General features: G+C 73.3%; 22 protein-coding genes and 1 riboswitch. Of the genes, 11 read left to right on the top strand and 11 right to left on the bottom strand.

Annotated elements, in window-relative coordinates; all coding sequences use genetic code 11:
• The first annotated feature begins 66 nt into the window (after positions 1-66).
• The 3 genes from murQ to ACI2LW_RS10230 all read left to right on the top strand — a co-directional run bounded on the left by murQ (position 67) and on the right by ACI2LW_RS10230 (position 2362).
• Entirely contained in the window at positions 67-1065 is a 999-nt protein-coding gene (murQ, locus tag ACI2LW_RS10240; protein WP_404730735.1) for an N-acetylmuramic acid 6-phosphate etherase, read from the top strand.
• A 69-nt stretch (positions 1066-1134) separates the two neighbouring features.
• Positions 1135-1692: a DinB family protein gene (locus tag ACI2LW_RS10235; RefSeq protein ID WP_404730734.1), complete on the top strand. Its 558-nt coding sequence runs from the start codon at positions 1135-1137 to the stop codon at positions 1690-1692.
• 91 nt (positions 1693-1783) lie between these two features.
• Positions 1784-2362: a hypothetical protein gene (locus ACI2LW_RS10230; protein ID WP_404730733.1), complete on the top strand. Its 579-nt coding sequence runs from the start codon at positions 1784-1786 to the stop codon at positions 2360-2362.
• Positions 2363-2405: 43 nt separating this feature from the next.
• On the opposite strand, the gene ACI2LW_RS10225 is transcribed toward ACI2LW_RS10230, so the two are convergent.
• From ACI2LW_RS10225 to thrC, 5 genes are all read right to left on the bottom strand, one after another.
• On the bottom strand, positions 2406-3539 hold the full coding sequence (locus ACI2LW_RS10225; RefSeq protein WP_404730732.1) for an NADH:flavin oxidoreductase: 1134 nt from the start codon (positions 3537-3539) through the stop codon (positions 2406-2408).
• Positions 3540-3810: 271 nt separating this feature from the next.
• Positions 3811-5433 (bottom strand): chaperonin GroEL, encoded by a 1623-nt coding sequence (gene groL / locus ACI2LW_RS10220; protein WP_404730731.1) that lies wholly within the window; start codon positions 5431-5433, stop codon positions 3811-3813.
• A gap of 322 nt (positions 5434-5755) precedes the next feature.
• Complete coding sequence (locus ACI2LW_RS10215) at positions 5756-5959, bottom strand: cold-shock protein (protein ID WP_004986573.1); 204 nt, start codon at positions 5957-5959, stop codon at positions 5756-5758.
• 431 nt (positions 5960-6390) lie between these two features.
• Entirely contained in the window at positions 6391-6666 is a 276-nt protein-coding gene (locus ACI2LW_RS10210) for a MoaD/ThiS family protein (RefSeq protein WP_404730730.1), read from the bottom strand.
• Positions 6663-7949 carry a threonine synthase gene (gene thrC, locus ACI2LW_RS10205; protein WP_404730729.1) on the bottom strand — a complete coding sequence of 429 codons (1287 nt, stop codon included), beginning with the start codon at positions 7947-7949 and terminating at the stop codon, positions 6663-6665. Before thrC ends, ACI2LW_RS10210 begins: the two co-directional genes overlap by 4 nt.
• 17 nt (positions 7950-7966) lie before the next feature.
• A riboswitch (SAM riboswitch) is annotated at positions 7967-8141 on the bottom strand.
• A gap of 133 nt (positions 8142-8274) precedes the next feature.
• On the opposite strand from thrC, the gene ACI2LW_RS10200 reads away from it, so the two are divergent.
• Together ACI2LW_RS10200 and ACI2LW_RS10195 are read left to right on the top strand one after the other, a co-directional pair.
• On the top strand, positions 8275-9219 hold the full coding sequence (locus ACI2LW_RS10200) for a glucosyl-3-phosphoglycerate synthase (protein WP_404730728.1): 945 nt from the start codon (positions 8275-8277) through the stop codon (positions 9217-9219).
• Positions 9220-9449: 230 nt separating this feature from the next.
• Positions 9450-10889 carry a trehalose-6-phosphate synthase gene (locus ACI2LW_RS10195; RefSeq protein WP_404730727.1) on the top strand — a complete coding sequence of 480 codons (1440 nt, stop codon included), beginning with the start codon at positions 9450-9452 and terminating at the stop codon, positions 10887-10889.
• An 817-nt stretch (positions 10890-11706) separates the two neighbouring features.
• Here the strand turns inward: ACI2LW_RS10195 and otsB are convergent.
• The 3 genes from otsB to ACI2LW_RS10180 all read right to left on the bottom strand — a co-directional run bounded on the left by otsB (position 11707) and on the right by ACI2LW_RS10180 (position 14486).
• Positions 11707-12588 carry a trehalose-phosphatase gene (gene otsB / locus ACI2LW_RS10190; RefSeq protein ID WP_404730726.1) on the bottom strand — a complete coding sequence of 294 codons (882 nt, stop codon included), beginning with the start codon at positions 12586-12588 and terminating at the stop codon, positions 11707-11709.
• Between the two features lie 295 nt (positions 12589-12883).
• Complete coding sequence (locus ACI2LW_RS10185) at positions 12884-13174, bottom strand: DUF3263 domain-containing protein (protein ID WP_404730725.1); 291 nt, start codon at positions 13172-13174, stop codon at positions 12884-12886.
• Between the two features lie 52 nt (positions 13175-13226).
• Positions 13227-14486 (bottom strand): extracellular solute-binding protein, encoded by a 1260-nt coding sequence (locus ACI2LW_RS10180; protein ID WP_404730724.1) that lies wholly within the window; start codon positions 14484-14486, stop codon positions 13227-13229.
• Between the two features lie 125 nt (positions 14487-14611).
• Here ACI2LW_RS10180 and ACI2LW_RS10175 point away from each other — a divergent pair, with 125 nt between their 5' ends.
• The 3 genes from ACI2LW_RS10175 (at position 14612) to ACI2LW_RS10165 (ending at position 17757) form a co-directional block, all read left to right on the top strand.
• Positions 14612-15559, top strand: coding sequence for an ROK family protein (locus tag ACI2LW_RS10175; protein ID WP_404730723.1), 948 nt, complete (start codon positions 14612-14614; stop codon positions 15557-15559).
• A complete protein-coding gene (gene nagA, locus ACI2LW_RS10170; protein WP_404730722.1) occupies positions 15559-16701 on the top strand; it encodes an N-acetylglucosamine-6-phosphate deacetylase in 1143 nt (380 codons plus the stop codon). The genes ACI2LW_RS10175 and nagA overlap by 1 nt, the downstream gene beginning before the upstream one ends.
• Positions 16702-16827: 126 nt before the next feature.
• Positions 16828-17757, top strand: coding sequence for a 1-phosphofructokinase family hexose kinase (locus tag ACI2LW_RS10165; protein ID WP_404730721.1), 930 nt, complete (start codon positions 16828-16830; stop codon positions 17755-17757).
• 21 nt (positions 17758-17778) lie between these two features.
• Here ACI2LW_RS10165 and ACI2LW_RS10160 read toward each other — a convergent pair whose 3' ends face one another.
• Positions 17779-18720: a CBM35 domain-containing protein gene (locus tag ACI2LW_RS10160; protein WP_404730720.1), complete on the bottom strand. Its 942-nt coding sequence runs from the start codon at positions 18718-18720 to the stop codon at positions 17779-17781.
• Positions 18721-18828: 108 nt separating this feature from the next.
• The gene (cdgB, locus tag ACI2LW_RS10155) at positions 18829-20478 is read right to left on the bottom strand and encodes a diguanylate cyclase CdgB (protein WP_404730719.1); all 1650 of its coding nucleotides are present in this window, start codon (positions 20476-20478) and stop codon (positions 18829-18831) included.
• A gap of 361 nt (positions 20479-20839) precedes the next feature.
• Between cdgB and ACI2LW_RS10150 the strand changes: the two genes are divergently transcribed.
• Positions 20840-21469 carry a flavin reductase family protein gene (locus ACI2LW_RS10150; protein ID WP_404730718.1) on the top strand — a complete coding sequence of 210 codons (630 nt, stop codon included), beginning with the start codon at positions 20840-20842 and terminating at the stop codon, positions 21467-21469.
• 62 nt (positions 21470-21531) lie between these two features.
• On the opposite strand, the gene arfB is transcribed toward ACI2LW_RS10150, so the two are convergent.
• Positions 21532-21969, bottom strand: a complete 438-nt coding sequence (gene arfB / locus ACI2LW_RS10145) for an alternative ribosome rescue aminoacyl-tRNA hydrolase ArfB (protein WP_404730717.1) — start codon at positions 21967-21969, stop codon at positions 21532-21534.
• 210 nt (positions 21970-22179) lie between these two features.
• On the opposite strand from arfB, the gene ACI2LW_RS10140 reads away from it, so the two are divergent.
• Together ACI2LW_RS10140 and ACI2LW_RS10135 are read left to right on the top strand one after the other, a co-directional pair.
• Entirely contained in the window at positions 22180-22755 is a 576-nt protein-coding gene (locus tag ACI2LW_RS10140) for a TerD family protein (protein ID WP_404730716.1), read from the top strand.
• A 184-nt stretch (positions 22756-22939) separates the two neighbouring features.
• A complete protein-coding gene (locus ACI2LW_RS10135; RefSeq protein WP_404730810.1) occupies positions 22940-23467 on the top strand; it encodes a GNAT family N-acetyltransferase in 528 nt (175 codons plus the stop codon).
• Positions 23468-23532: the final 65 nt, after the last annotated feature.

Genomic DNA, 23532 nt, shown 5'->3' with positions numbered 1-23532 from the left:
ATCCGCCGTACCGCACCGCCGTACACGCATCGCCGTACCGCACCGCACGAAGAGAGCCGCCCCCTGATGACCTCCACCTCCCCCTACCGTGAGCTGCGCGCCGAGCTGGAGTCCCTGACGACCGAGGCGTTCCGGCCCGAGCTGTCCGAGATCGACCGGCTGCCCACGGTCGAGATCGCGCGGCTGATGAACGCCGAGGACACCACCGTGCCCGCCGCCGTGGCCGAGCGGCTGCCGCAGATCGCCGCCGCGATCGACGCGACGGCCGAGCGGATGGCGCGCGGCGGCCGGCTGCTGTACGCCGGCGCGGGCACGGCGGGGCGGCTCGGTGTCCTGGACGCCTCCGAGTGCCCGCCCACCTTCAACACCGAGCCGCAGCAGGTCGTCGGACTGATCGCGGGCGGCCCCGAGGCCATGGTGACCTCGGTCGAGGGCGCGGAGGACTCGCGCGAGCTGGCCGTCGAGGCGCTGGACGCGCTGCGGCTGACGCCGGACGACACGGTGGTCGGCATCTCGGCCTCCGGCCGCACCCCCTACGCCATCGGCGCCGTCGAGCACGCCCGCCGGCTCGGTGCGCTCACCGTCGGCCTCGCCTGCAACACGGGCAGTCCGCTGGCGGCGGCCGCCGAGCACGGCATCGAGGTCGTCGTCGGCCCGGAGCTGCTGACCGGCTCCACCCGGCTGAAGGCCGGCACCGCGCAGAAACTGGTGCTGAACATGATCTCGACGATCACGATGATCCGCCTGGGCAAGACCTACGGGAACCTGATGGTCGACGTGCGCGCCTCCAACGACAAGCTGCGCGCCCGCTCCCGGCGGATCGTCGCCCTCGCCACCGGCGCGCCGGACGCGGAGATCGAGAAGGCCCTGGCCGCCACGGACGGCGAGGTCAAGAACGCGATCCTCACCCTCCTCGCGGACGTCGACGCCCCGACGGCGGCCCGGCTCCTGGAGGAGTCGAAGGGCCATCTGCGCGGTGCGCTGGAGACGGACCGCTCCCGGCGGGGCGGGGTCCCCCGCGGTGGATCCCGGGCGGAGGAATTCCCGCGCGACGGCGGCGAATAGGACAGGATCCGACCTCATTGGCTCCTAGCGTGGTCCCGACCGATGGAACGGACGGCGAAGGGCCAGACCATGAACGAGACCGTGCACGAGACCACCGCCGGCGCCGGGCAGCAGGCCGTCACCGGCGAGCGCGCGGACCTGCTGCAGGCGCTGGCCAAGCAGCGCCACTTCCTCACCTTCACCACCCGCGACCTGACCGACGAACAGGCCGGGCTGCGCACGACCGCGAGCGAGCTGTGTCTGGGCGGCCTGATCAAGCACGTCACCTCGGTCGAGCGGAACTGGGCGCGCTTCATCGTGGAGGGCCCTTCGGCGATGGGCGACTTCGACGCCATGACCGAGGAGGACTTCGCCCGGCGGGCCGACGAGTTCCGGATGCTGCCGGGCGACACCCTGGCGGGGGTGCTGGACGCCTACGCCGAGGTGGCCCGCCGCACCGACGAACTGGTCGTGTCGCTGCCCGACCTGGACGCCGACCACCCGCTGCCCAAGGCACCGTGGTTCGAGCCCGGGGCACGCTGGTCGGCCCGCCGGGTGCTGCTGCACATCGTCGCCGAGACCGCCCAGCACGCCGGCCACGCCGACATCATCCGCGAGTCCCTGGACGGCGCGAAGAGCATGGGCTGACCGGCCCGGGCCCCGCCCCGGCCGCAGGCCGGTCCCGGCCGGGGCCGCGGGCGCCGTGGTGGTGTCGGTGGGGTGTGCGAGGCTGGGCGGTATGAACCACGCACAGCTCACCGCTCTCGGGCGGGCCCTGCGGGTGATCGGGGAGCACGGCGAGGAGCTGACCACCGACACCCCGGACGCCCGGCTGCACGAGGTCAAGGCGGATCTGAAGCGGGCCCTGGACCTGCTGGAGGACAGCGTCTCCCAGGAGCGGCCCGCCACCCGGTGCGCCGAGCATCCGGGCGGGCCGGTCGACGAGGACGCGCCCGATCTGTGCCTGCTGTGCGAGACCCGGCGCCGCGCCGCCCGCCGCGCGCGGTACGACGGCGGCCCCCGCCCCTCCCCTACGCCCGCGTCCGGCGAGGGCGCGCCCTCCCGCTACGGCGTCCGCGAGGACCGTCCGCAGCCCCAGCAGCGCTGGCTGCCGGAGCTGTGGAACGGCCGCGAGTGGCAGCTGTGCGGGACCCCGCGCCGGGACCGGCGCGAGGCCGAGCTGTTCATCAACGCGCAGCGGCGTGCGCCCCGCGCGGCGATGGCCTACCGGCTCGTGCACGAGTTCACCGACTACGAGGTCGTACGGCTGTGGGGCACGCCCGTGCGGGTGGACATCGAGCCGATGGGGCAGCCGTAGGGCGGCCCGCCGCCGCCTCGCCGGGCCTGCCCGCGGGCGGCGGTCAGCTCAGCGACCCCAGCGACGCGGCGTCGTACGGCTTCAGCTCGTCGAAGCGGTCGCCGAGCACCTTCGCCGCCCACTCGGGGTCCTGGAGCAGCGCGCGGCCGACGGCCACCATGTCGAACTCGTCGCGCTCCATGCGGTCCAGCAGGTTGTCCAGGCTGCCGAGCGCGGCGCCCTCCCCCTGGAACGCCTTGATGAAGTCGCCCCCGTCCAGGCCCACCGAGCCGACGGTGATGACCTGCTTGCCCGTCAGTTTCTTCGTCCAGCCCGCGAGGTTGAGGTCCGAGCCGTCGAACTCGGGGAGCCAGTAACGGCGGGTGGAGGCGTGGAAGACGTCGACACCGGCCGCCGCGAGCGGGGTGAGGATCGCCTCCAGTTCCTGCGGGCTCTCGGCGAGCCGGGCGTCGTAGGCCTCCTGCTTCCACTGCGAGTAGCGGAAGATGACGGGGAACTCCGGCGACACGGCCTCCCGTACCGCGGCCACGATCTCCGCCGCGAACCTCGTACGGGCCACCGGGTCGCCGCCGTAGGCGTCGGTACGGCGGTTGGTGCCCGCCCACAGGAACTGGTCGATCAAGTAGCCGTGGGCGCCGTGCAGTTCGACACCGTCGAAGCCGATGCGCTCGGCCGCCGCGGCCGCCTCGGCGAAGGCGGCGACGACGTCGTCCACGTCCCGCCGCGTCATCGCCCTGCCGGTCGGCTCGCTCTCGCCGATGCGCAGCCCGGAGGGGCCGACCGGTTCCGCGTCCGCGAACGGCGGCCGGCCCGGCCTGCGGACCATCCCGATGTGCCAGAGCTGGGGCACGATCGTGCCGCCCGCCGCGTGCACGGCCGCGGCCACCCGTGCCCAGCCGGCGAGCTGCTCCTCGCCGTGGAACCGCGGCACCCGGCTGCTCTCACCGGCCGAGTCGTGCCCCACGTAGGTGCCCTCGGTGACGATCAGCCCGACGCCGGCGGCGGCCCGGCGGGCGTAGTACGACAGCACGTCCTCGCCCGGGACGCCGCCCGGCGAGAACATGCGCGTCATCGGCGCCATCACGATCCGGTTGGGCACGGTCAGGCCGTTCAGCGTGACGGGGCGGGACAGGACGCGCGCCGCACGGGAGGCGGACGCGGAGGCGGTGACGGTCACGGTGGGGGGTCTCCTCGCGGACACGGGACGGTGGGATACCACATGGTATGTGCACGCGCATGAACTGCCCACAGCCCCCGGCTGTGCGGTGCGCCACGCCGGTCCCCGCACACCGGTCCCAACACGCCGGTCGCAGCACACGGGTCCCGGCACACGCCGGTCGCGGGCGCCCCGGAACGGCCGAGGGCGGCACCCCCTGTGTGAACAGGGAGTGCCGCCCTCGGTGTGCGACGGACGGGTCCGATCCTGAGGGGGAAGCCCCCCCGGAGGATCAGAAGTCCATGTCACCGCCCGGCATGCCGCCGCCGGCCGGGGCCGCGGCCTTCTCCGGCTTGTCGGCGATGACGGCCTCGGTGGTGAGGAACAGCGCGGCGATGGAGGCGGCGTTCTGCAGCGCGGAACGGGTCACCTTCGCCGGGTCGATGATGCCCTCGGCGACCAGGTCGACGTACTCGCCGGTCGCGGCGTTCAGACCGTGGCCCGGGGTGAGGTTGCGGACCTTCTCCACCACGACGCCGCCCTCGAGGCCGGCGTTGACGGCGATCTGCTTCAGCGGGGCCTCGAGCGCGAGCTTCACGGCCTGGGCGCCGGTCGCCTCGTCACCCTCGAGCTCCAGCTTCTCGAACACCTGGGAGGCCTGGAGCAGGGCCACGCCACCACCGGCGACGATGCCCTCCTCGACGGCCGCCTTGGCGTTGCGCACGGCGTCCTCGATGCGGTGCTTGCGCTCCTTGAGCTCCACCTCGGTGGCGGCGCCGGCCTTGATGACCGCGACACCGCCGGCGAGCTTCGCCAGGCGCTCCTGCAGCTTCTCGCGGTCGTAGTCGGAGTCGCTGTTCTCGATCTCGGCGCGGATCTGGTTCACGCGGCCCTGCACCTGCTCGGTGGAGCCGGCGCCGTCGACGATGGTGGTCTCGTCCTTGGTGATGACGACCTTGCGGGCACGGCCCAGGAGGTCCAGGGTCGTGTTCTCCAGCTTGAGGCCGACCTCCTCGGAGATGACCTCGCCGCCCGTGAGGATGGCGATGTCGTTCAGCATCGCCTTGCGGCGGTCGCCGAAGCCGGGGGCCTTGACCGCGACGGACTTGAAGGTGCCGCGGATCTTGTTGACGACCAGGGTCGACAGGGCCTCGCCCTCGACGTCCTCGGCGATGATCAGCAGCGGCTTGCCCGACTGCATGACCTTCTCCAGCAGCGGGAGCAGGTCCTTGACCGAGGAGATCTTGGAGTTGGCGATGAGGATGTACGGGTCCTCGAGCACCGCCTCCATGCGCTCCATGTCGGTCGCGAAGTAGGCGGAGATGTAGCCCTTGTCGAAGCGCATGCCCTCGGTGAGCTCGAGCTCCAGGCCGAAGGTCTGCGACTCCTCGACGGTGATGACGCCTTCCTTGCCGACCTTGTCCATCGCCTCGGCGATGAGCTCGCCGATCTGGGTGTCGGCGGCGGAGATGGAGGCGGTGGAGGCGATCTGCTCCTTGGTCTCGACCTCCTTGGCCTGGTCGAGCAGGGCGGCGGAGACGGCCTCGACGGCCTTCTCGATACCGCGCTTCAGAGCCATCGGGTTGGCACCGGCGGCCACGTTGCGCAGGCCCTCGCGGACCAGCGCCTGGGCGAGGACGGTCGCGGTGGTCGTACCGTCACCGGCGACGTCGTCCGTCTTCTTGGCGACTTCCTTGACCAGCTCGGCGCCGATCTTCTCGTACGGGTCCTCGAGCTCGATCTCCTTGGCGATGGAGACACCGTCGTTGGTGATCGTGGGGGCGCCCCACTTCTTCTCGAGGACGACGTTGCGGCCCTTGGGGCCGAGGGTCACCTTGACGGCGTCCGCGAGCTGGTTCATGCCGCGCTCGAGGCCGCGCCGCGCCTCCTCGTCGAACGCGATGATCTTGGCCATGTGAAGTGGTCCCTCCAGGACTGGGGGTGATTCCTTCGGACCGCGCCCGCGCCCGCGACGGACGGCTCGCCGGCCTCGTGGTTCCTTGCCCCACCCGGCCAGCGGGCCTCACCGACCCGGTCCTTCGCTGTCACTCTCACCTTCAGAGTGCTAACGCCAATGATTAGCACTCGACCCCTGAGAGTGCAAGCGCCCCCAGGGGTACGCCGCGATGCTCAGCCGCCCGCGAACACGCGCACGCCCGCGCACGCCGAGGGGCCCGCACCCCTGCCGGAGTGCGGGCCCCTCGGACGAAGAAGATCGCTTGCGGTGGTCGCGCGGTTCAGGCCGTGACGCGGACCATGTCGGCCTGCGGGCCCTTCTGGCCCTGCGAGATCTCGAACTCGACCCGCTGGCCCTCTTCCAGCGTGCGGTAGCCGTCCATCTGGATCGCGCTGTAGTGGACGAAGACGTCCGCACCACCGTCGACCGCGATGAAGCCGTACCCCTTCTCCGCGTTGAACCACTTGACGGTGCCCTGAGCCATGCCTAACTCCCCTATTACTGGCCCTTGCACAGATCCACACTTCGCGGACCCGGGTCAGACCTCACCCCCCGTGGACGGGGGCGTGCGCCGGAACGCGTCGACCGCGGCTGAATGTATCTGTCCAACTGCCGTCTGCAACAGGTCAATCGGACGAGAAATCTGGACGACGCCGGTCCGGAATATGGCGATAATTCACCCGAATTCGGGGCAAGTCGGGCCCCACAAAACCAGATAAATGCCGCGGAAAGGCCACGCACTTTGGCTACTTCTCATCGGGCCCGCGGCAGGAATTCATGGCCCACGATCCGGAGATCGCGAGCGTGTTCCCCAACTCTACCGCGCTCAATCACACAGAATGGCCCCCTCCGCTTCTCTCACGGAGGGGGCCATGCGTGTGAACTCCGGGTGACGGGCATTACCGTCGGTAATGATCAGCCGCCGGCGACCGCCGGAATGATGGACACGCCCGCGCCGTCCGGGGTGGCCGTCTCCAGTCCCTGCTCGAAGCGCACGTCGTCGTCGTTGACGTAGACGTTGACGAAGCGGCGCAGCCGGCCCTGGTCGTCCAGGACGCGCGCGGCGATGCCGGTGTGGTTCTTCTCCAGGTCGGAGATCACCTCGGCGAGGGTCGCGCCCTCGGCGCTCACCTCGGCCAGGCCGCCCGTGTAGGTGCGCAGGATGGTCGGGATGCGAACGGTCACGCTCATGCGAGGCCAGCCTCTCGGAAGGAGTCCAGGGTGGGGCGGATCGTGGCGGTCAGGCCGGTGCCGGCCACCGCGTCCAGCGTCTTCAGGCCGTCGCCGGTGTTCAGGACGACGGTGGTCTTCTCCGGGTCGAGCAGCCCGTCCTCGATCAGCTTCTTGGTCACGCCGACCGTCACACCGCCCGCCGTCTCCGCGAAGATGCCCTCGGTGCGCGCCAGCAGCTTGATCGCGTCGACGACCTGCTCGTCCGTCACGTCCTCCACCGCCCCGCCGGTGCGGCGGGCGATGTCCAGGACGTAGGGGCCGTCGGCCGGGTTGCCGATGGCGAGGGACTTGGCGATGGTGTCGGGCTTCTGCGGGCGGACCACGTCGTGCCCGGCCTTGAAGGCGGTGGACACCGGCGAGCAGCCCTTGGCCTGGGCGCCGAAGATCTTGTACGGCCGGTCCTCGACCAGTCCCAGCCGGATCAGCTCCTGCAGGCCCTTGTCGACCTTGGTCAGCTGCGAGCCGGAGGCGATCGGGACGACGATCTGGTCCGGCAGCCGCCAGCCGAGCTGCTCGCAGACCTCGTACGCCAGCGTCTTGGAGCCCTCGGCGTAGTACGGCCGCAGGTTGACGTTGACGAAACCCCAGCCCTCGCCGGCCGGGTCGCCGATCAGCTCGGAGCAGAAACGGTTCACGTCGTCGTAGTTGCCCTCGATGCCGACGAGCTCGCCACCATAGATCGCGGCCATGACGACCTTGCCCTGCTCCAGGTCGTGCGGGATGAACACACAGGAGCGGAAGCCGGCGCGGGCGGCGGCGGCGCCCACGGCGCCGGCCAGGTTGCCGGTGGAGGAGCAGGACAGGGTGGTGAAGCCGAACGCGCGCGCCGCCTCCAGCGCCTGGGCGACCACACGGTCCTTGAAGGAGTGCGTCGGGTTGCCGGAGTCGTCCTTGACGAACAGCTTGCCCGCGCCGACGCCGAGTTCGCGGGCGAGGTTGTCGGCCCGGACGAGCGCGGTCCAGCCGGGGTTGAGGTTGGGCTTGCCGGCCACGTCGGCGGGGACGGGCAGCAGCGGCGCGTAGCGCCAGATGTTCGCGGGGCCCGCCTCGATGCGCTTGCGCAGCTCCTCGGCGTCGTAGCCGGAGAAGTCGTAGGCGATCTCCAGCGGGCCGAAACACTCCTCGCACGCGAAGACCGGCCCGAGGGGCACCCGGTGGCCGCACTCGCGACAGCTGAGCGCGGCGGCGGGGCCGAGGTCTACGGTGGAGTCGGTGCTGCTTGCAACGGTCTGCACAGCCATGGAGGCGAGGCCCTTTCTCCTCATCTTCCTCACGGCGCGCTTCGCCGTGAGACGGATTTGGCACCTTCCCTAGCCGGGAGCCCCGCGGTGAGGGCCGGCACCGGCCTGACGGCCGACGGCGGTCCACGAGAACCGGCTGGAGGGTTGCCGGGGCTTCATCGGGCCGTGTCCCTCTGCCCCTCTGGATGAGCTGTATGCGGTTGTGTGACGCGGGGACGACCCCCGACATGCGATGGTCATCCGCGTTGTTCAAGACTGTAACCGAAGGCCAGGACAGTTGAGATAGTCGTCCGAACCGCGAGACAACAGTGAGGAGCCGCTGACCGTGCTGGAAGAAGTCGAGCGCTGGCTGGCCACCCGCTCCTGGTCCGTGACCGATCGTCCGCTGCACCGCGTCCTGGCCGCAAAGCAGCGCACCGGTCAGTCGGTCTCCGTGGTGCTGCCCGCCCTCAACGAGCAGGACACGGTCGGCGACATCGTCGCCGTGATCCGCCGCGACCTGGTGGAGCAGGTGCCGCTGGTCGACGAGATCGTCGTGGTCGACTCCGGCTCCACCGACCGCACCTCCCAGGTGGCCGCCGCCGCGGGCGCCCGGGTCGTGCACCGCGACGCGATCCTCCCGCGCATCCCCACGGTGCGCGGCAAGGGCGAGGTGCTGTGGCGCTCCCTGCTGGTGACCCGCGGGGACGTCGTCTGCTTCGTCGACGCCGACCTGCGGGAGTTCTCCTCCGACTTCGTCACCGGCATCGTCGGCCCGCTGCTCACCGAGCCGGACGTGCATCTGGTCAAGGCCATGTACGACCGGCCGCTGGGCGGCGCCGCCGGGCAGGGCGGCCGGGTCACCGAGCTGATGGCGCGCCCGCTGCTGAACATGCACTGGCCGCAGCTGGCCGGCTTCGTGCAGCCGCTCGGCGGCGAGTACGCGGCCCGCCGCTCGCTGCTGGAACAGCTGCCGTTCCCGGTCGGCTACGGCGTGGAGCTGGGCATGCTGGTGGACGCCCTGCACCTGGTCGGCCTGGACGCCCTCGCGCAGGTCGACGTGGGCGTGCGCAGGCACCGGCACCAGGACGGGCAGGCGCTGGGCCGGATGGCCGCCGCGATCTACCGCACCGCCCAGCTGCGGCTGGCCCGGGGCCATCTGGTCCGGCCCTCCCTCACCCAGTTCGAGCGCGGCGAGGACGGCTTCGAGCCGCGCACCTACTCGGTGGACACCGAGGAGCGCCCGCCGATGGCGGAGATCGCCGAGTACGCCGCCCGGAAGGTGGCGTGACGGACTGCCGCGGGCGCGCGCCGCACCGTGCGGCCGCCGCGCGGCCCGGCCCCGTACGCCCGGGTCGGGCCCCCGTGCACGGGAGCCGGTCCCGGGCGTCGGGCCGGGCCGCGCGACGGCCTGCGCGACGGCCTGCCCGATGGCCAGAAGGACCGGCCTGGTCGTATACGGCCCACTACGAAGCGGAACCGTACGTTTGAGCGTTTACGGGCCGGGCTAGGTTGAGGACCATGGCTTCAACGCACGGTGCCGAGGTGCTGGTCGCGTCCAATCGCGGCCCGGTTTCGTACGAGCTGGGCGAGGACGGCTCGCTCCACTCCAGGCGCGGAGGCGGAGGGCTGGTCTCCGGGCTGTCCGCGATCGGTCCGGACGCGGGCGCGGTGTGGGTGTGCGCCGCGCTGAGCGACGCCGACCGCGAGGCGGCGCGCCGCTTCGAGGGCGGACGGCGGCTGCCCGCCGAGGCGACCGGCGGACAGCAGGTACGGATGCTGGACATCGACGCGGGCGTCTTCTCCGACGCCTACAACGGCATCGCCAACTCGGTGCTGTGGTTCGTCCACCACATGCTGTACCAGACCCCGCTGGAGCCCGTCTTCGACGCGGAGTTCCGCCGCCAGTGGGCCTCGTACGAGGCCTACAACCGGGCCTTCGCCGAGGCGCTGGCGGAGGAGGCCGCCGAGGGCGCGGCGGTACTGGTCCAGGACTACCACCTGACGCTGGTGCCGGGGATGCTGCGCGACTTCCGGCCGGATGTGCGCATCGGGCACTTCTCGCACACGCCGTGGGCGCCGGCGGACTACTTCCGGCTGCTGCCGGACGACGTCGCCGAGCAGGTGCTGCGCGGCATGCTGGGCGCCGACCGGCTCGGCTTCCTCACCCAGCGGTGGGCGGACGCCTTCGCCGGGTGCTGCGAGGCGCTCGTGGGCGGGCTCGGGGGCACCCGGATCGGGGTGCACGGGCTCGGCGCGGACGCCGAATTCCTGCGGGAGCGCTCGCACCGCGCCGACGTGTTCGAGCGGATGGCGGCGCTGCGCGAGGAGATCGGCGCCGGGCCGGAGGGCGGGCCGCGCAGGACGATCGTGCGGGTGGACCGGACGGAGCTGTCCAAGAACATCGTGCGCGGGCTGCTCGCCTACCGGCATCTGCTCGAGGAGTGGCCGCAGTGGCGCGAACGGGTGGTGCACGTGGCCTTCGCCTACCCCTCGCGGCAGGACCTCGCGGTGTACCGGGAGTACACGGCCGAGGTGCGGCGGCTGGCGGAGGAGATCAACGAGCGGTACGGGACGCCCGGGTGGACGCCGGTCGTGCTGCACGTCAAGGACGACTTCGCGCGGTCGCTGGCGGCGTACCGGATCGCGGACGTGGCGCTGGTCAATCCGGTGCGGGACGGGATGAACCTCGTCGCCAAGGAGGTGCCGGTCGTCTCCGACTCGGGGTGCGCGCTGGTGCTGTCCCGGGAGGCGGGCGCGTACGCGGAGCTGGGCGACGACGCGGTGGTGGTGAACCCGTACGACGTGGTGGCGACGGCGGCCGCGCTGCACGAGGCCCTGAGCATGCCGGGACCCGAACGGGCGGAACGCTCCAAACGCCTGGCCGACGCGGCCACCGCACTGCCGCCCGCCCGATGGTTCCTCGACCAGCTGGAGGAACTGGGCAAACCGGAGCACTGACGCCCTTCGGCCGCCCGGCCGCGTCAACGGGCCGCCCCGCCCGGCGCCACCTGCCGACCACCGGACCGGGCGATCGGCGGGGCAGGTCGACCGCCGGGCCGGGACACCGACCGGGCCGGGCGAGCCGACACGGCCGACGAGGCCCAGCCACCGCAGCGCCCGACCGGGCCGGGCACCGCACGCGGCGGGGCGACAGACCCGGCCGACCCACCGCCCCAGCCCGGCGGCCGACGCGCCAGGCCAACGACGCCGCCGAGCGATCGGCGGAGCGGGGAACGGACGGGGCCAGGCGGCCGACGCCGCCGGCCGACCGACGTGCGACCGACGCGGCCCCGGTGACCGGGGGCGCTCGCGGGACCGGGGGCTCACGGGGCCGGGACGGGCGATCGGCGGGTGCAGGTCGGCCGGCGGGCCGGGACACCGACCGGGCCGGACAGCGCACGCGGCCAGGCAACAGACCCGGCCGACCCGTCGCCCCAGCCCGGCGGCCGACGGGCCGGGCTACCGGGGCGACCGGCGGGGCGGGGAACGGACGGGGCCAGGCGGCCGACGCCGCCGGCCGACCGACGTGCGACCGACGCGGCCCCGGTGACCGGGGGCGCTCGCGGGACCGGGGGCTCACGGGGCCGGGACGGGCGATCGGCGGGTGCAGGTCGGCCGGCGGGCCGGGACACCGACCGGGCCGGACAGCGCACGCGGCGGGGCGACAGACCGGGCCGGGCCGACCAGTCGACGCAGCCGGGCGGCCGGCAGGCCAGGCGGCCGGGTGACCGGGTGACCGGCAGCCCATGCTTGCCGGGCGGCGGCCGGGGCCGGGTTACGGCGCGGCGTCCGTCCGGATGTGCCGGGCCAGGGTGCGCAGCAGGTCCACCACTCCCGCCGGGCCGTCCACCACCAGGTCCGCCCGCTCGGAGAGCTCCGTCACCTCCGCGCTGCCGCTGCAGACCAGTACGCCCGGTACGCCGTCCGAGCGGAGTTTGTCGACCGCGGTGAAGGCGGGGAGGTCGCCCAGGTCGTCACCGGCGTAGAGCACGGAGGTGGCGCCCACGTCGCGGACGTACTCCGAGAGGGCCACGCCCTTGTCCATGCCCGGCGGGCGCAGCTCCAGGACCATGCGGCCCGGCTCCACGATCAGCCCGTGGCGGGCGGCCAGGTCGGACAGGGGCTCGCGCAGCAGCTCGAAGGCGGCCTGGGGGTCCTCCGCGCGCCGGGTGTGGACGGCGACGGAACGGCCCTTCTCCTCGATCCAGGTGCCCTGCCAGGCGCCGACCCGGTCCAGGAGGCCCGGCAGTTCGGCGCGGGCGGCGGCCACGCCCGGGTGCGGGGCCGGGGCGGTGACGGTTCCGGTGGCCGCGTCCCAGCGCTCGGCGCCGTAGTGGCCGAGGACGACGAGGTGTTCCAGACCGGGTACGCCCGCGAAGCCGCCGTACCGTACGGCCACCCCGGCCGGTCGCCCGGTGACCACGGCCACGGACGCCACCTTGGGCGCGAGCTCGGAGAGCACGGGCACCGCCCCGGGGTGCGCCCGGGCCTGGTCCGGGTCGGGGACGATCGGCGCGAGGGTCCCGTCGAAGTCGAGTGCGATCACCGCCCGCTCCGGCCGCGCGAGGATCGCGGCGAGCCCGTCCCGTCCGGCCTGGGTGACGGGGACCGGCAGGGAGTCGCCGGGATCGGTCGTGTCCGTGTGGTGGCTGCCCATACGGCGAACCTATCCACGCCGGGACCTCCGCACTCCTGCACCCGCGCCCTTCCCGCACCCCGTTCCACCCTCCGGCGGCCCCCACCGGCCCCACCGGCCCCAGCGGACGCCCGCCCGCCACGGACAGCACCACCCGCCGCCGCCCGCCACACCGGCCCCCGGCTGGAAGGGCCTGCCCCGGCCGGAACGGCCGGCCCCCTCCGCGACGGCCAACCCGGCGGAACGGCCAACCCCCGCCACAACAGCCCCCGCCGGAACGGCCCTCACCGGAACGGCCCCGCCGGGACGGCCGCGCTCAGCGTTCGGCGCGGCGGGAGTCCCGTATGCGGCGGAGGCGGTTGACCGTCACCGGGTCGTGGGCCAGGGCTCGGGTGTCGTCGAGGAGGGCGTTGAGCAGCTGGTAGTAGCGGACCGGGGACAGGCCGAGCTCCTCGCGTATCGCGCGCTCCTTGGCGCCGGGGCCGGTGAAGCCGCGGCGCTCCAGGGCGAGGATGTCCCGCTCCCGGCGGCCGAGGCCCCGCTGCCCCTCGCCGCCCGGGCGCCCGGCGCCCGCGTCCTCGCCGGTCCTGCCGTCGTCCGCTTCCATACCCGCACCGTAGCCCCCGCCACCGACAACGGCAGGGGCCACGGTGTGGTGGCTACTCCGCGCTCCGCGCGCTCCGCGCGCTCTCCGCCTCGGCGGCCGTGGTCTGGAGCCGGCCGAGGACCGCGGCGGGGCTGCCGCCGGGGGCGACCGCCTGGCCGATCCGCTTCTTCACGTCCGCGCTGACCTGGGCCCAGGACGTCTTGCCGACCGGGTAGAGCCGGGCGAGCGGCAGCTCCTCGAGGAACGGCCGCAGCGCCTTGTCCTCGTCCGCCGCGGCCATCGTCTCGGACGCGGAACCGGTGACGGGCAGCAGGTCGTACTCGCGGGAGAAGCGGACGACGTTCTTCTCGCTGTAGACGAAGTCGAGGAAGTCGCCGATCTGGTCGCGGTGGCCGTTCTTCTTGAAGGCCGTCATCCAGTCGGCGACGCCCATGGTCGCCTTGGCCCGGCCGTTCTTGCCCGGCATCGGCACCATGCCGAACTTCACGCCCTTCCTGGCGGCCTGCTGCATCAGCGTGGGGTGGCCGTTGAGCATGCCCACGTCGCCGGCCGCGAAGGCGTCGAAGGCGTCGGCGCGGTTGAGCCTGCCGGGGGCGACCGGGCCGGTCAGGCCCTTGCCGACCAGCTTGTCGCGCAGCCAGGTGAACGTCTCCACGTTCTGCGGGGAGTCGATGGTGTAGGTGCCGATGTCGTCGGTGTAGCCGTTGCCGCCGCTGAGCAGCCACTGCATGGTCTCGGCCTGCGCCTCCTCCGGACCGAGCGGCAGCGCGTAGGGGTACTTCACGCCCCGGGCCTTCAGCGCCTGGGCGTCGGCGGCCAGCTCGGACCAGGTCGCCGGCGGGGTCAGGTGCGCCCGGTCGAAGAGGGTCCTGTTGTAGAAGAGCACCCTGGTGGACGCGGCGAACGGGATGCCGTACTGCACGTGCCGCAGCTGTCCCGCGTCGGAGAGCCGGCCGAGGAAGTCGGCCTGCACGGGTATGGAGAGCACGTCGTCGGCCTTGTAGAGCAGGTCCTTGGCCGCGTAGTCGGCGTACGCGCCGATCTGCGCGATGTCCGGCGGGTCGCCCGCGTCGACCATCTCCTTGACCTTGCGGTCCACGTCGTTCCAGGAGTAGACGCTGACCTCGACCTTCACGCCGGGGTGCCGGCCCTCGTAGTCCTTGACCAGCTCGTCCCAGTACTTCTGCGAGCTGTTGGCCGAGGAGTCGCCGTAGTCGGCGGCGACCAGTCTGAGGGTGACGTCGGAGGAGCCGGTGCTCCCGCAGCCGCCGAGGACCGCCGTCATGCCCAGTACGGACACCGTCGCGATCATTGCTGTCCTACGCCGCTGCACTGCTGGTCGCCCCAAACGTCTCGTTGTTCACCATGCGGACACGATAGGTCTACACCACGTGAGTGGACTAGACCTCTTGCGGGTCAGCGGGCCACACTGTTTCCGTGAGACACGTCATCGCCCTGGATGTGGGCGGCACCGGGATGAAGGCCGCGCTGGTCGCGGCCGACGGCGAGCTGCTGCACCGGGCCCGCCGGGCGACCGGCCGCGACCGCGGGCCCGACGCCGTGGTCGAGTCCATCCTCGGCTTCGCCGCCGAACTGCGCGCCCACGGCGCGGAGCACTTCGGCGCGCCCGCGGCCGCCGCCGGCGTCGCCGTGCCCGGAATCGTCGACGAGCGGCGCGGCGTCGCCGCCTACGCCGCCAACCTCGGCTGGCGGGACGTACCGCTGCGCGACCTGCTGGCCGAGCGGCTCGGGGGCGTCCCCGTGGCGCTCGGCCACGACGTGCGCACCGGCGGACTGGCCGAGGGCCGCCTCGGGGCGGGCCGGGGCGCCGACCGGTTCCTCTTCGTGCCGCTGGGCACCGGGATCGCGGGCGCCATCGGCATCGACGGGCGGGTGGAGGCGGGCGCGCACGGCTTCGCCGGCGAGATCGGCCACATCGTCGTACGCCCAGGCGGCACGCCCTGTCCGTGCGGGCAGCGCGGCTGCCTGGAGCGGTTCGCGTCCGCCGCGGCGGTGAGCCAGGCGTGGGCCGGGGCGTGCGGGGACCCGGACGCGGACGCGGCGGACTGCGCCAAGGCCGTGGAGGCGGGCGACCCGCGGGCGCGGGCGGTGTGGCAGGACGCGGTGGACGCGCTCGCCGACGGCCTGGTCACCGCGCTCACCCTGCTGGACCCGCGCACCCTGATCATCGGTGGCGGACTCGCCGGGGCGGGGGACACGCTGTTCGCACCGCTGCGGGAGGCCGTCCGGCGGCGCGTCACCTTCCAGAAGCTCCCCACGATCGTCCCCGCGGCCCTGGGGGACAGCGCCGGATGCCTGGGCGCGGCCCTGCTCGCCCGGGATCTGCTCGACACTTCTACGACTCCCCCGGAGGTAACCACCTGATGGCCGCTAGCAAGGTTCTCGCCGGTGCCCGGGTGGTGCTGCCCTCCGGGATCGTGGACGACGGCCGCGTGATCGTCGAGGGCGCGCGGATCGCCGGCGCCGCGCCCGCGGACAGCGAGGTCCTGGACGTCACCGGCCACTGGCTGGTCCCCGGCTTCGTCGACCTGCACAACCACGGCGGCGGCGGGGCCTCCTTCTCCGGTTCGGCCGACGACGTGCTGACCGCGGTCCGCGCCCACCGGGCGCACGGCACCACCACCCTCGTCGCCTCGACCGTCACGGAGGACATGGGCGTCCTCGCCCAGCAGGCGGGGCTGCTGTCGGAGCTGGCCGAGCAGGGCGACATCGCCGGCATCCACTTCGAGGGGCCGTTCATCTCGCCGTGCCGCAAGGGCGCGCACTCCGAGGCGCTGCTGCGGGACCCGGACCCGGCGGAGGTGCGCAAGCTGGTGGAGGCGGCGCGCGGCCGGGCGACGATGATGACCCTGGCCGCCGAGCTGCCCGGCGGCATCGACTCCGTACGGCTGCTCGCCGAGCACGGCGTGATCGCGGCGATCGGGCACACGGACGCCACCTACGAGCAGACCGTGGCGGCGATCGACGCGGGCGCCACCGTCGCCACCCACCTGTTCAACGCGATGCCCGCCCTCGGTCACCGCGCCCCCGGCCCGATCGCGGCGCTCATGGAGGACGAACGGGTCACCGTCGAGCTGATCAACGACGGCGTGCACCTGCACCCGGCCGCCCTGGAGCTGGCGTTCCATCACGCGGGCGCGCGGCGGGTGGCGTTCATCACCGACGCGATGGACGCGGCCGGCAGCGGCGACGGCCGCTATCTGCTCGGCCCGCTGGAGGTCGAGGTCGCCGACGGGGTGGCGCGGCTGGTGGAGGGCGGCTCGATCGCGGGTTCCACGCTCACCCTGGACCGGGCCTTCCGGCGGGCGGTGACGGTCGACCGGCTGCCGGTCACGGACGTGGTGGCCGCGCTGTCCGCCACCCCGGCCCGGCTGCTCGGCCTGGACGACCGGATCGGCTCGCTGGAGCCGGGCAAGGACGCCGACCTGGTGCTGCTGGACGAGGACTTCGTCCTCAAGGGCGTGATGCGGCGGGGCGAATGGGTGGTTGAGCCCCAACTGGGCTGATCCGTCCGGCCGTACGGACGCGGCGGGCCTCCCGGGGGGTGGGCGGCCCGCCGTGTCTTTGGCATGATCGAACCCTCGGAAAGCCACCGCGGCAGACGCGCTTGAACTCGGGGGAGGTCGGCCCACGTGATCCTCACGGTCACGCTGAACACCGCCGTCGACATCACCTACCGGGTGCCGTCCCTGCGGCCCCACTCCTCGCACCGGGTGTCGGAGGTCACCGAGCGGCCCGGCGGCAAGGGCGTCAACGCCGCCCGGGTGCTGGCGGCCCTCGGCCACGAGGTGACCGTCACGGGCTTCGCGGGCGGGACCACGGGAGGGGAGCTGCGCGGCCTGCTCGCCCGGGTGCCGGGGGTGACGGACGCGCTGGTGCCGGTGGCCGGGCCGACCCGGCGCACCATAGCCGTGGTCGACGAGCGCACCGGCGACACCACCCAGCTCAACGAGCCGGGCCCGGTCGTCTCCCCCGCCGAGTGGTCCGCCTTCCAGGACGTCTACGAGGACCTGCTCGGCTCGGTGTCGGCGGTGGCCCTGTGCGGCAGCCTGCCGCCCGGCCTGCCGGTGGGCGCGTACGCCGGTCTGGTGCGCACGGCGCGGGCGGCCGGCGTCCCCGTCCTGCTGGACACCAGCGGCGAGGCGCTGCGGCGCGCGGTGGCGGCCCGCCCGGACCTGGTGAAGCCGAACGCCGACGAGCTGGCCGAGCTGACCGGATCGCACGAGCCGGGCCGCGCCGCCCAGGACGCCCGTCGCCGCGGCGCCCGCGCGGTGGTCGCCTCCCTCGGCCCGGACGGCCTGTTCGCCCACACCCCGGAGGGCGTGTGGCGGGCCACTCCGCCGGCCCGCGTGCGGGGCAATCCGACCGGCGCCGGCGACTCGGCGGTGGCGGGCCTGCTCTCGGGCCTGGTCGAACGCCTGCCCTGGCCGGACCGCCTGGCCCGCGCGGTCGCCCTGGCCACGGCGACGGTGCTGTCCCCCACGGCCGGCGAGTTCGACCGGAGCGCCTACGAGGACCTCGTGAGCCGGGTGACGGTGACCGGGGAGGTCACCGCGGCGTGAGCCGCCCGGCGTGCGCGCCGGTCACTGACCGACCCAGCCCTTGACCAGCCAGACCTGGTCGAGGTAGGCGTCGCACTGGTTGCCCTGCTCGCAGGAGATCTTGATCGTGTTGGTGCCCTTGTTGAGCTGGACGTAGTTGTAGGTCTTCGTCCAGCCCTTCTCGTAGTCGCCCTCGGGGGCGTGCGTCCAGTTCTTGAGATCGATGGGTCGTTCGGACGGCGTGCCGTTGACCGTGAGGGTGGCGGTGGCGTCCTTGCCGGGAACGCTGTAGCCCACGTAGACGCTGTACTTGCCGTCGGCCGGGATGCCGTTGACGTTCCAGGTGACCGAGGCGCCGACGCTGTTGAAGTTGGTCACGTAGACCCCGCCGTCGGCCTTGGCGCCCTTGACGTCCGAGGCGGTGCTCGCGGTGCCGCCGAGCTGGAGGGCCTTCGCGTCGATCTTCGGGAGTTCGCCGGCGGGTGCCGCGCTGTCGGTCGTGGACGGGCTGGGCCGGGAGCTCTGGGTGGCGGTGGGGGTGGTGCCGCCGGCCTTGTCGCCGCCGCCGTCGCCCTTGTCGCCGATCATGGCCACACCGATGCCGATGACGACCGCGGCGACCACCGCTATCGCGCCGATCAGCAGGCCCTTGGTGTTGGGGCCGCGGCCACGGCCGCCGCCCGCGGACGGGGCCGCCCGCCGGCCGGTGGGGGCCTGCCCTCCGGGAAGCGTCTCGGGGGCCGCGTAGTGGGCGCTGGGCTGGCCGTAGGCGCCCTGCTGCTGCGGGACCGCCGTCGTGGGAGCCTGCTGACCGGCCTGCTGGCCGTACTGCCGCTGACCGACCGCGCGGACCCGGCTGACCGAGTTCGGGTAGCCGTAGCCGCCGGAGGGCGGCTGGGCTCCGTTGGCCTGACCGTCGGCGTACAGGTAGCCGAACGGGTCGTCGTCCTCGGGCGTGCTCGCGCCGTTGGTGCCGGGCGTCATCCCTAGGTCTCCTCTGGCATGGTGCGTACGGGCTGTGAACCGCGAGCCTACCCGCTTCGCGTGGCCCAAACGGGTGACTCCCGCCGCATCACCGCGCTGACCTGGACGTCATCCGGCACGTCGGTGCTGTTTGGGACGAGATCGTTTCTCGACGTACATCCGCTCGTCGGCGGACTTCAGCACTTCGTCCGCCGTCATGCCGCAGTGCGCCCAGCCGATGCCGAAGCTCGCGCCGACCCGGACGGCCCGCCCCTCGGCGCGGATCGGCTGGATGATCTCGTTGCGCAGCCGGACCGCGAGGTCGGCGGCGTCGGCGCGGCCGAGGCCGTCGGCGAGGATCACGAACTCGTCGCCGCCGAGCCGGGCCACGGTGTCCCCGTCGCGCACGCCGTTGCTCAGCCGCCGGGCGACCTCGATGAGCACCGCGTCGCCCGCGTTGTGCCCGAACCGGTCGTTGATCGACTTGAAGCCGTCGAGGTCGCAGAAGAGGACCGCGAGCCCCTTGGTGCCGTCGTCGAGGTCGCCCTCGGGCGCCACGGTGTGCACATGGTGGTCGTAGGCGTCGTACGCCTCGGCGCCGGGCCGGAAGTCGAAGTCGTGGCCGACGTCGTAGCCCGGATGGCCGTACGCGGCGTCCAGGGTCTCCAGCTCCTCCGCGTGCGGCGGGCGCCGGCACAGGCGGGCCGAGAGCCGGGCGCGCAGCTCGGCGGAGTTGGGCAGGCCGGTGAGGGAGTCGTGCGAGGCGCGGTGGGCGAGGTGCAGCTCGCGGCGCTTGCGGTCCTCGATGTCCTCGACGTGGGTGAGCAGGAATCGGGGGCCGTCGGCGGCGTCCGCGACGACGGAGTTGCGCAGGGAGACCCAGACGTAGCTGCCGTCCCGGCGGCCCAGCCTGAGCTCGGCCCGGCCGCCCTCGGCCGAGGTGCGCAGCAGGGTGCCTATGTCCTCGGGGTGCACGAGGTCCGAGAAGGAGTAGCGGCGCATCGCCGAGGCCGGGCGGCCCAGCAGGCGGCACAGGGCGTCGTTGGTGCGCAGGATGCGGCCGTGCTGGTCGCCGCCCATCTCGGCGATGGCCATGCCGGAGGGGGCGTACTCGAAGGCCTGCCGGAAGCTCTCCTCGCTGGCGCGCAGGGCCTGCTGCTCGCGCTCCAGGCGGACCAGGGCGCGCTGCATGTTGGCGCGCAGCCGGGCGTTGCTGATCGCTATGGCGGCCTGGAAGGCGTACATCTGCAGCGCCTCGCGGCCCCAGGCGCCGGGCCTGCGGCCGTTGCGCGGGCGGTCCACGGAGAGCACGCCGAGCAGTTCGCCGCAGCCGCCGCCCGGGCCCCCCGGGGTGTACATGGGCGCGAAGAGGCGGTCGGAGGGGTGCCACTCGTCCTCGAAGCGGGGCGCGGGCCCGTCGGTGTACCACTGGGGGACGTCGTCGTCGTCGAGGACCCAGCCCTCGGTGTGCGGGATGAAGACCAGGTCGCCCCAGTGCTCGCCCATGTTCAGCCGGCGGTCCCACGACTCGCGCGAGCCGACCCGGCCGGTGATCAGGGCCTCGGCGGCGGGGTTGCCCGCGAAGGCGGCGACCACGAGATCGCCGTCGGGGCGTACGAGGTTGACGCAGGCCAGCTCGTAGCCGAGGCCGTTCACGACGCCGTCGGCCACGGTCTGCAGCGTGTCGGCCAGGCTGCGCGCGGTGTTCATGTCCGCCATGACCTGGTGCAGTTGCCGCAGTGTCGCAAGGCGGACGTACGGCTCCGACTCGGTCTCCATGCTCGCCCTCCCCCCCGAGACCTCGCAGCGAATCAAAGGGTGCTCTTCGGCGCATCGTCTGGTGCGGTCTCCGCCACTGAATCACAGCGCGAAGCCCACTCGGTACACAGGGTCAACAATTAGTGCCCCTTGTGACTCAAGTCACAGCCGAACGTGAACAATTGGGTGGAGTTTCTGCGTTTTCCCTGTGCGTTTACCGAACGCAAAGTTTGTAAGTGTGTGGACATGATGCACGAGTGGTCCGGCCCGTGGGGCCCGATCGCCCGCGGAGCGCTCCGCCGGTGGTCCTAGGTCCGCCCTGGGCCGCGGTTCGGGCGGAGGCCCCATGCGGGCGCCGCGGACCGGTGGCTAGCGTTGATGTGTGCTGAACACATCCGCCGTGCCGTCCCGCCCCTCCCGCACCACCCCGCCCCCGGCCGGGCCACCGGCCCCGCGCGGGCGGCGGGGAGCACCCTCCGGGCATGCTGAGGGCGTGACCGACGACGAGTTCCGCGCCGCCATGTCCCGGCTCGCCGCGGGCGTCGTCCTGGTGACCGCGCAGGAGCCACCGCTGGACCCGGACGACCCCATGGCGCCGGGCGGCGAGGACGTGGGCATGACCGCCACGTCGTTCGTCTCGGTCTCCCTGGACCCGCCGCTGGCCCTGGTCAGCCTGCGCGCCGGTTCCCGCATGGACGACCTGCTCGCCGAGCAGCCCCTGTGGGCGGTCTCGGTGCTCTCCGGGAGCCAGCGCCACATCGCCGGCCGGTTCGCCATGAAGGGCCGCATCAGCGACCGCCTGCTCTTCGAGGACATCCCCTACGTCCGCGGTGAGGTCTCCGGCGCCCCGCTGGTGGGCGGCGCGCTCGCCGCCCTGGAACTGCGCACCGAGCAGCGCGTGCCGGCGGGTGACCACACCCTGGTCGTCGGCCGGGTCCTGACGGCACGCGTCCCCAGCGCGGAGGGCGGCCCGCTGGTGTACTTCAAGGGGCGCTACCGGCAGCTGGGCTGAGGCGGCCGGTTCCGGTCCCGGCCTTTTGCGGCCGCCGGTTCAGGTCCTGGCCGCGGCGGCCGTCAGTGCCAGTCGCGGCCGGAGCGGCCGCGCTTGGTCTCCGAGCGCTGCTTCTTCTGCCGCAGGCGGCGTTCGCTGATGCCCCGGGGAACCCGGGTCGGCCTGCGCGGCCGGGGCGGGGGTGCGGTCGCCTCGGCGAGGAGGGCGGCGAGGCGGACGGCGGCGGCCTCGCGGTTGCGCCACTGGGAGCGGTGCTCGGAGGCCCGTACCGTGAGGACGCCGTCGACGAGGCGGGACGCCAGCCGCTCCAGGGCGCGCTGCTTCCACACCTCGGGCAGCGCCTCGGTGTTCGCCAGGTCGAAGCGCAGTTCGACCTGGGTGTCGCTGGTGTTCACATGCTGCCCGCCGGGCCCCGAGGACCGCGAGAAGCGCCAGGCCAGCTCGGCCTCGGGGAGCGCGACGGAGCCGCGGATGGGATAGGGACCGGACATGCCGTCCATGTTCCCGTTCCCGTCCGGGCCACGTCACCCTGTTTTCGCCGCGCCGCGGCCCGGGCGCCCCGCGCGGCGCGGGGCGCCCGGGCCGGGGTGTTCGATCCCGCCTTGGTAAAAAAGGTAAAGAGATCCGGAACCAAGGGGACCCCCCTTGGCGTTCCCGTAGGTGGCGGTAGCTTCGTCCGCACACGCAACGAGGGAAGGGACTCCCAAACCATGGCTGTAAGCCTCTCCAAGGGCGGCAACGTCTCGCTCACCAAGGAAGCTCCGGGCCTGACCGCCGTCACCGTGGGCCTCGGCTGGGACGTCCGCACCACCACCGGCACGGACTTCGACCTGGACGCCTCCGCGATCGCGGTCAACCCCCAGGGCAAGGTGTACTCCGACGCCCACTTCGTCTTCTTCAACAACAAGCAGACCCCGGACAACACCATCGTCCACACCGGTGACAACCGCACGGGCGAGGGCGCCGGCGACGACGAGGCGATCAACGTCAACCTCGCCGCGCTCCCGGCCGACGTCGACAAGGTCGTCTTCCCGGTCTCCATCTACGACGCCGAGAACCGCGGCCAGAACTTCGGCCAGGTCCGCAACGCCTACATCCGCATCGTCAACCAGGCCGGCGGCGCCGAGATCGCCCGCTACGACCTGTCGGAGGACGCGGCCACCGAGACCGCCATGGTCTTCGGCGAGCTGTACCGCAACGGCGCGGAGTGGAAGTTCCGCGCGGTCGGCCAGGGCTACGCCTCCGGTCTGGTCGGCATCGCCCAGGACTTCGGCGTCAACGTCTGACGACGCCGCACCGCCCGGCCGGCGCACCGCCCCGCCGCGGACCGGCCAGACGCGGACCGGCCGGACGCGGACCGAGCGCGGACCGGCCGCGGACCGGGCGACGTGCCGGCGGAGCCCCGGCCCCTCACCGAGGGGCCGGGGCTCCGGCCGTCCGCCCGGGGTCCCGCGATACGTTGCCCGGGTGATGCTCGAACCCCTGTCCTTCGGCCCCGACCGCGCCCTCCCCGGCGAGCTGCTGACCGAACTCACCGCGCTCTACGCCTCCCACCGCGACTTCCACGCGCTCAGCGGCGACTTCCCGGACCCGGACGACATCCGCCCGGAGCAGGTGGCCGCCGCCCTCGCCGACGACTCGGCCGACCCGAGCGCCGAGGTGCTGCTCGCGCGCAGCGAGGGCCGGCTCGTCGGAGTCGCGATCACGCTCGGGCGGCACCCCGATCCCGCCGACCCGGACCCGTGGATCGGACTGCTGATGATCGACGCGGGTACCCAGCGGCAGGGTCACGGCCGCCGGCTGGCCGCCGCCGTCGAGGACCGCTTCCGGGCGCAGGGCCGCACCGCCGTACGTCTGGCCGTACTGGAGAACAACCCCCGGGCCCTCGCCTTCTGGACCGCCCTCGGCTACGAGGTGATCGGCCACCGCGCGGACCTGCAGCTCGGCCGCCCCTGCGCGGTGCTGCGCAAGGAGCTGGACCGGCCCGGCTCCCGGTGACGGCACGGGGCCCCGCCCCCATGCGGCGGGACCGCACACGTGACCTCGTGCGGGGCGGCGGCGCG

Source organism: Streptomyces sp. NPDC004065, from assembly GCF_044903565.1.
Taxonomy (GTDB): domain Bacteria; phylum Actinomycetota; class Actinomycetes; order Streptomycetales; family Streptomycetaceae; genus Streptomyces.
This window is presented reverse-complemented; position numbering and strand designations above follow the sequence as displayed.

Bases quoted from the DNA above. Each gene is read 5' to 3' on its own strand.
- murQ (WP_404730735.1), top strand. From the start codon at position 67: ATGACCTCCACCTCCCCCTACCGTGAGCTGCGCGCCGAGCTGGAGTCC.
- ACI2LW_RS10235 (WP_404730734.1), top strand. From the start codon at position 1,135: ATGAACGAGACCGTGCACGAGACCACCGCCGGCGCCGGGCAGCAGGCC.
- ACI2LW_RS10230 (WP_404730733.1), top strand. From the start codon at position 1,784: ATGAACCACGCACAGCTCACCGCTCTCGGGCGGGCCCTGCGGGTGATC.
- groL (WP_404730731.1), bottom strand. From the start codon at position 5,433: ATGGCCAAGATCATCGCGTTCGACGAGGAGGCGCGGCGCGGCCTCGAG.
- ACI2LW_RS10215 (WP_004986573.1), bottom strand. From the start codon at position 5,959: ATGGCTCAGGGCACCGTCAAGTGGTTCAACGCGGAGAAGGGGTACGGC.
- ACI2LW_RS10210 (WP_404730730.1), bottom strand. From the start codon at position 6,666: ATGAGCGTGACCGTTCGCATCCCGACCATCCTGCGCACCTACACGGGC.
- thrC (WP_404730729.1), bottom strand. From the start codon at position 7,949: ATGGCTGTGCAGACCGTTGCAAGCAGCACCGACTCCACCGTAGACCTC.
- ACI2LW_RS10195 (WP_404730727.1), top strand. From the start codon at position 9,450: ATGGCTTCAACGCACGGTGCCGAGGTGCTGGTCGCGTCCAATCGCGGC.
- otsB (WP_404730726.1), bottom strand. From the start codon at position 12,588: ATGGGCAGCCACCACACGGACACGACCGATCCCGGCGACTCCCTGCCG.
- ACI2LW_RS10185 (WP_404730725.1), bottom strand. From the start codon at position 13,174: ATGGAAGCGGACGACGGCAGGACCGGCGAGGACGCGGGCGCCGGGCGC.
- ACI2LW_RS10180 (WP_404730724.1), bottom strand. From the start codon at position 14,486: ATGATCGCGACGGTGTCCGTACTGGGCATGACGGCGGTCCTCGGCGGC.
- nagA (WP_404730722.1), top strand. From the start codon at position 15,559: ATGGCCGCTAGCAAGGTTCTCGCCGGTGCCCGGGTGGTGCTGCCCTCC.
- ACI2LW_RS10160 (WP_404730720.1), bottom strand. From the start codon at position 18,720: ATGACGCCCGGCACCAACGGCGCGAGCACGCCCGAGGACGACGACCCG.
- cdgB (WP_404730719.1), bottom strand. From the start codon at position 20,478: ATGGAGACCGAGTCGGAGCCGTACGTCCGCCTTGCGACACTGCGGCAA.
- arfB (WP_404730717.1), bottom strand. From the start codon at position 21,969: ATGGACGGCATGTCCGGTCCCTATCCCATCCGCGGCTCCGTCGCGCTC.
- ACI2LW_RS10140 (WP_404730716.1), top strand. From the start codon at position 22,180: ATGGCTGTAAGCCTCTCCAAGGGCGGCAACGTCTCGCTCACCAAGGAA.
- ACI2LW_RS10135 (WP_404730810.1), top strand. From the start codon at position 22,940: ATGCTCGAACCCCTGTCCTTCGGCCCCGACCGCGCCCTCCCCGGCGAG.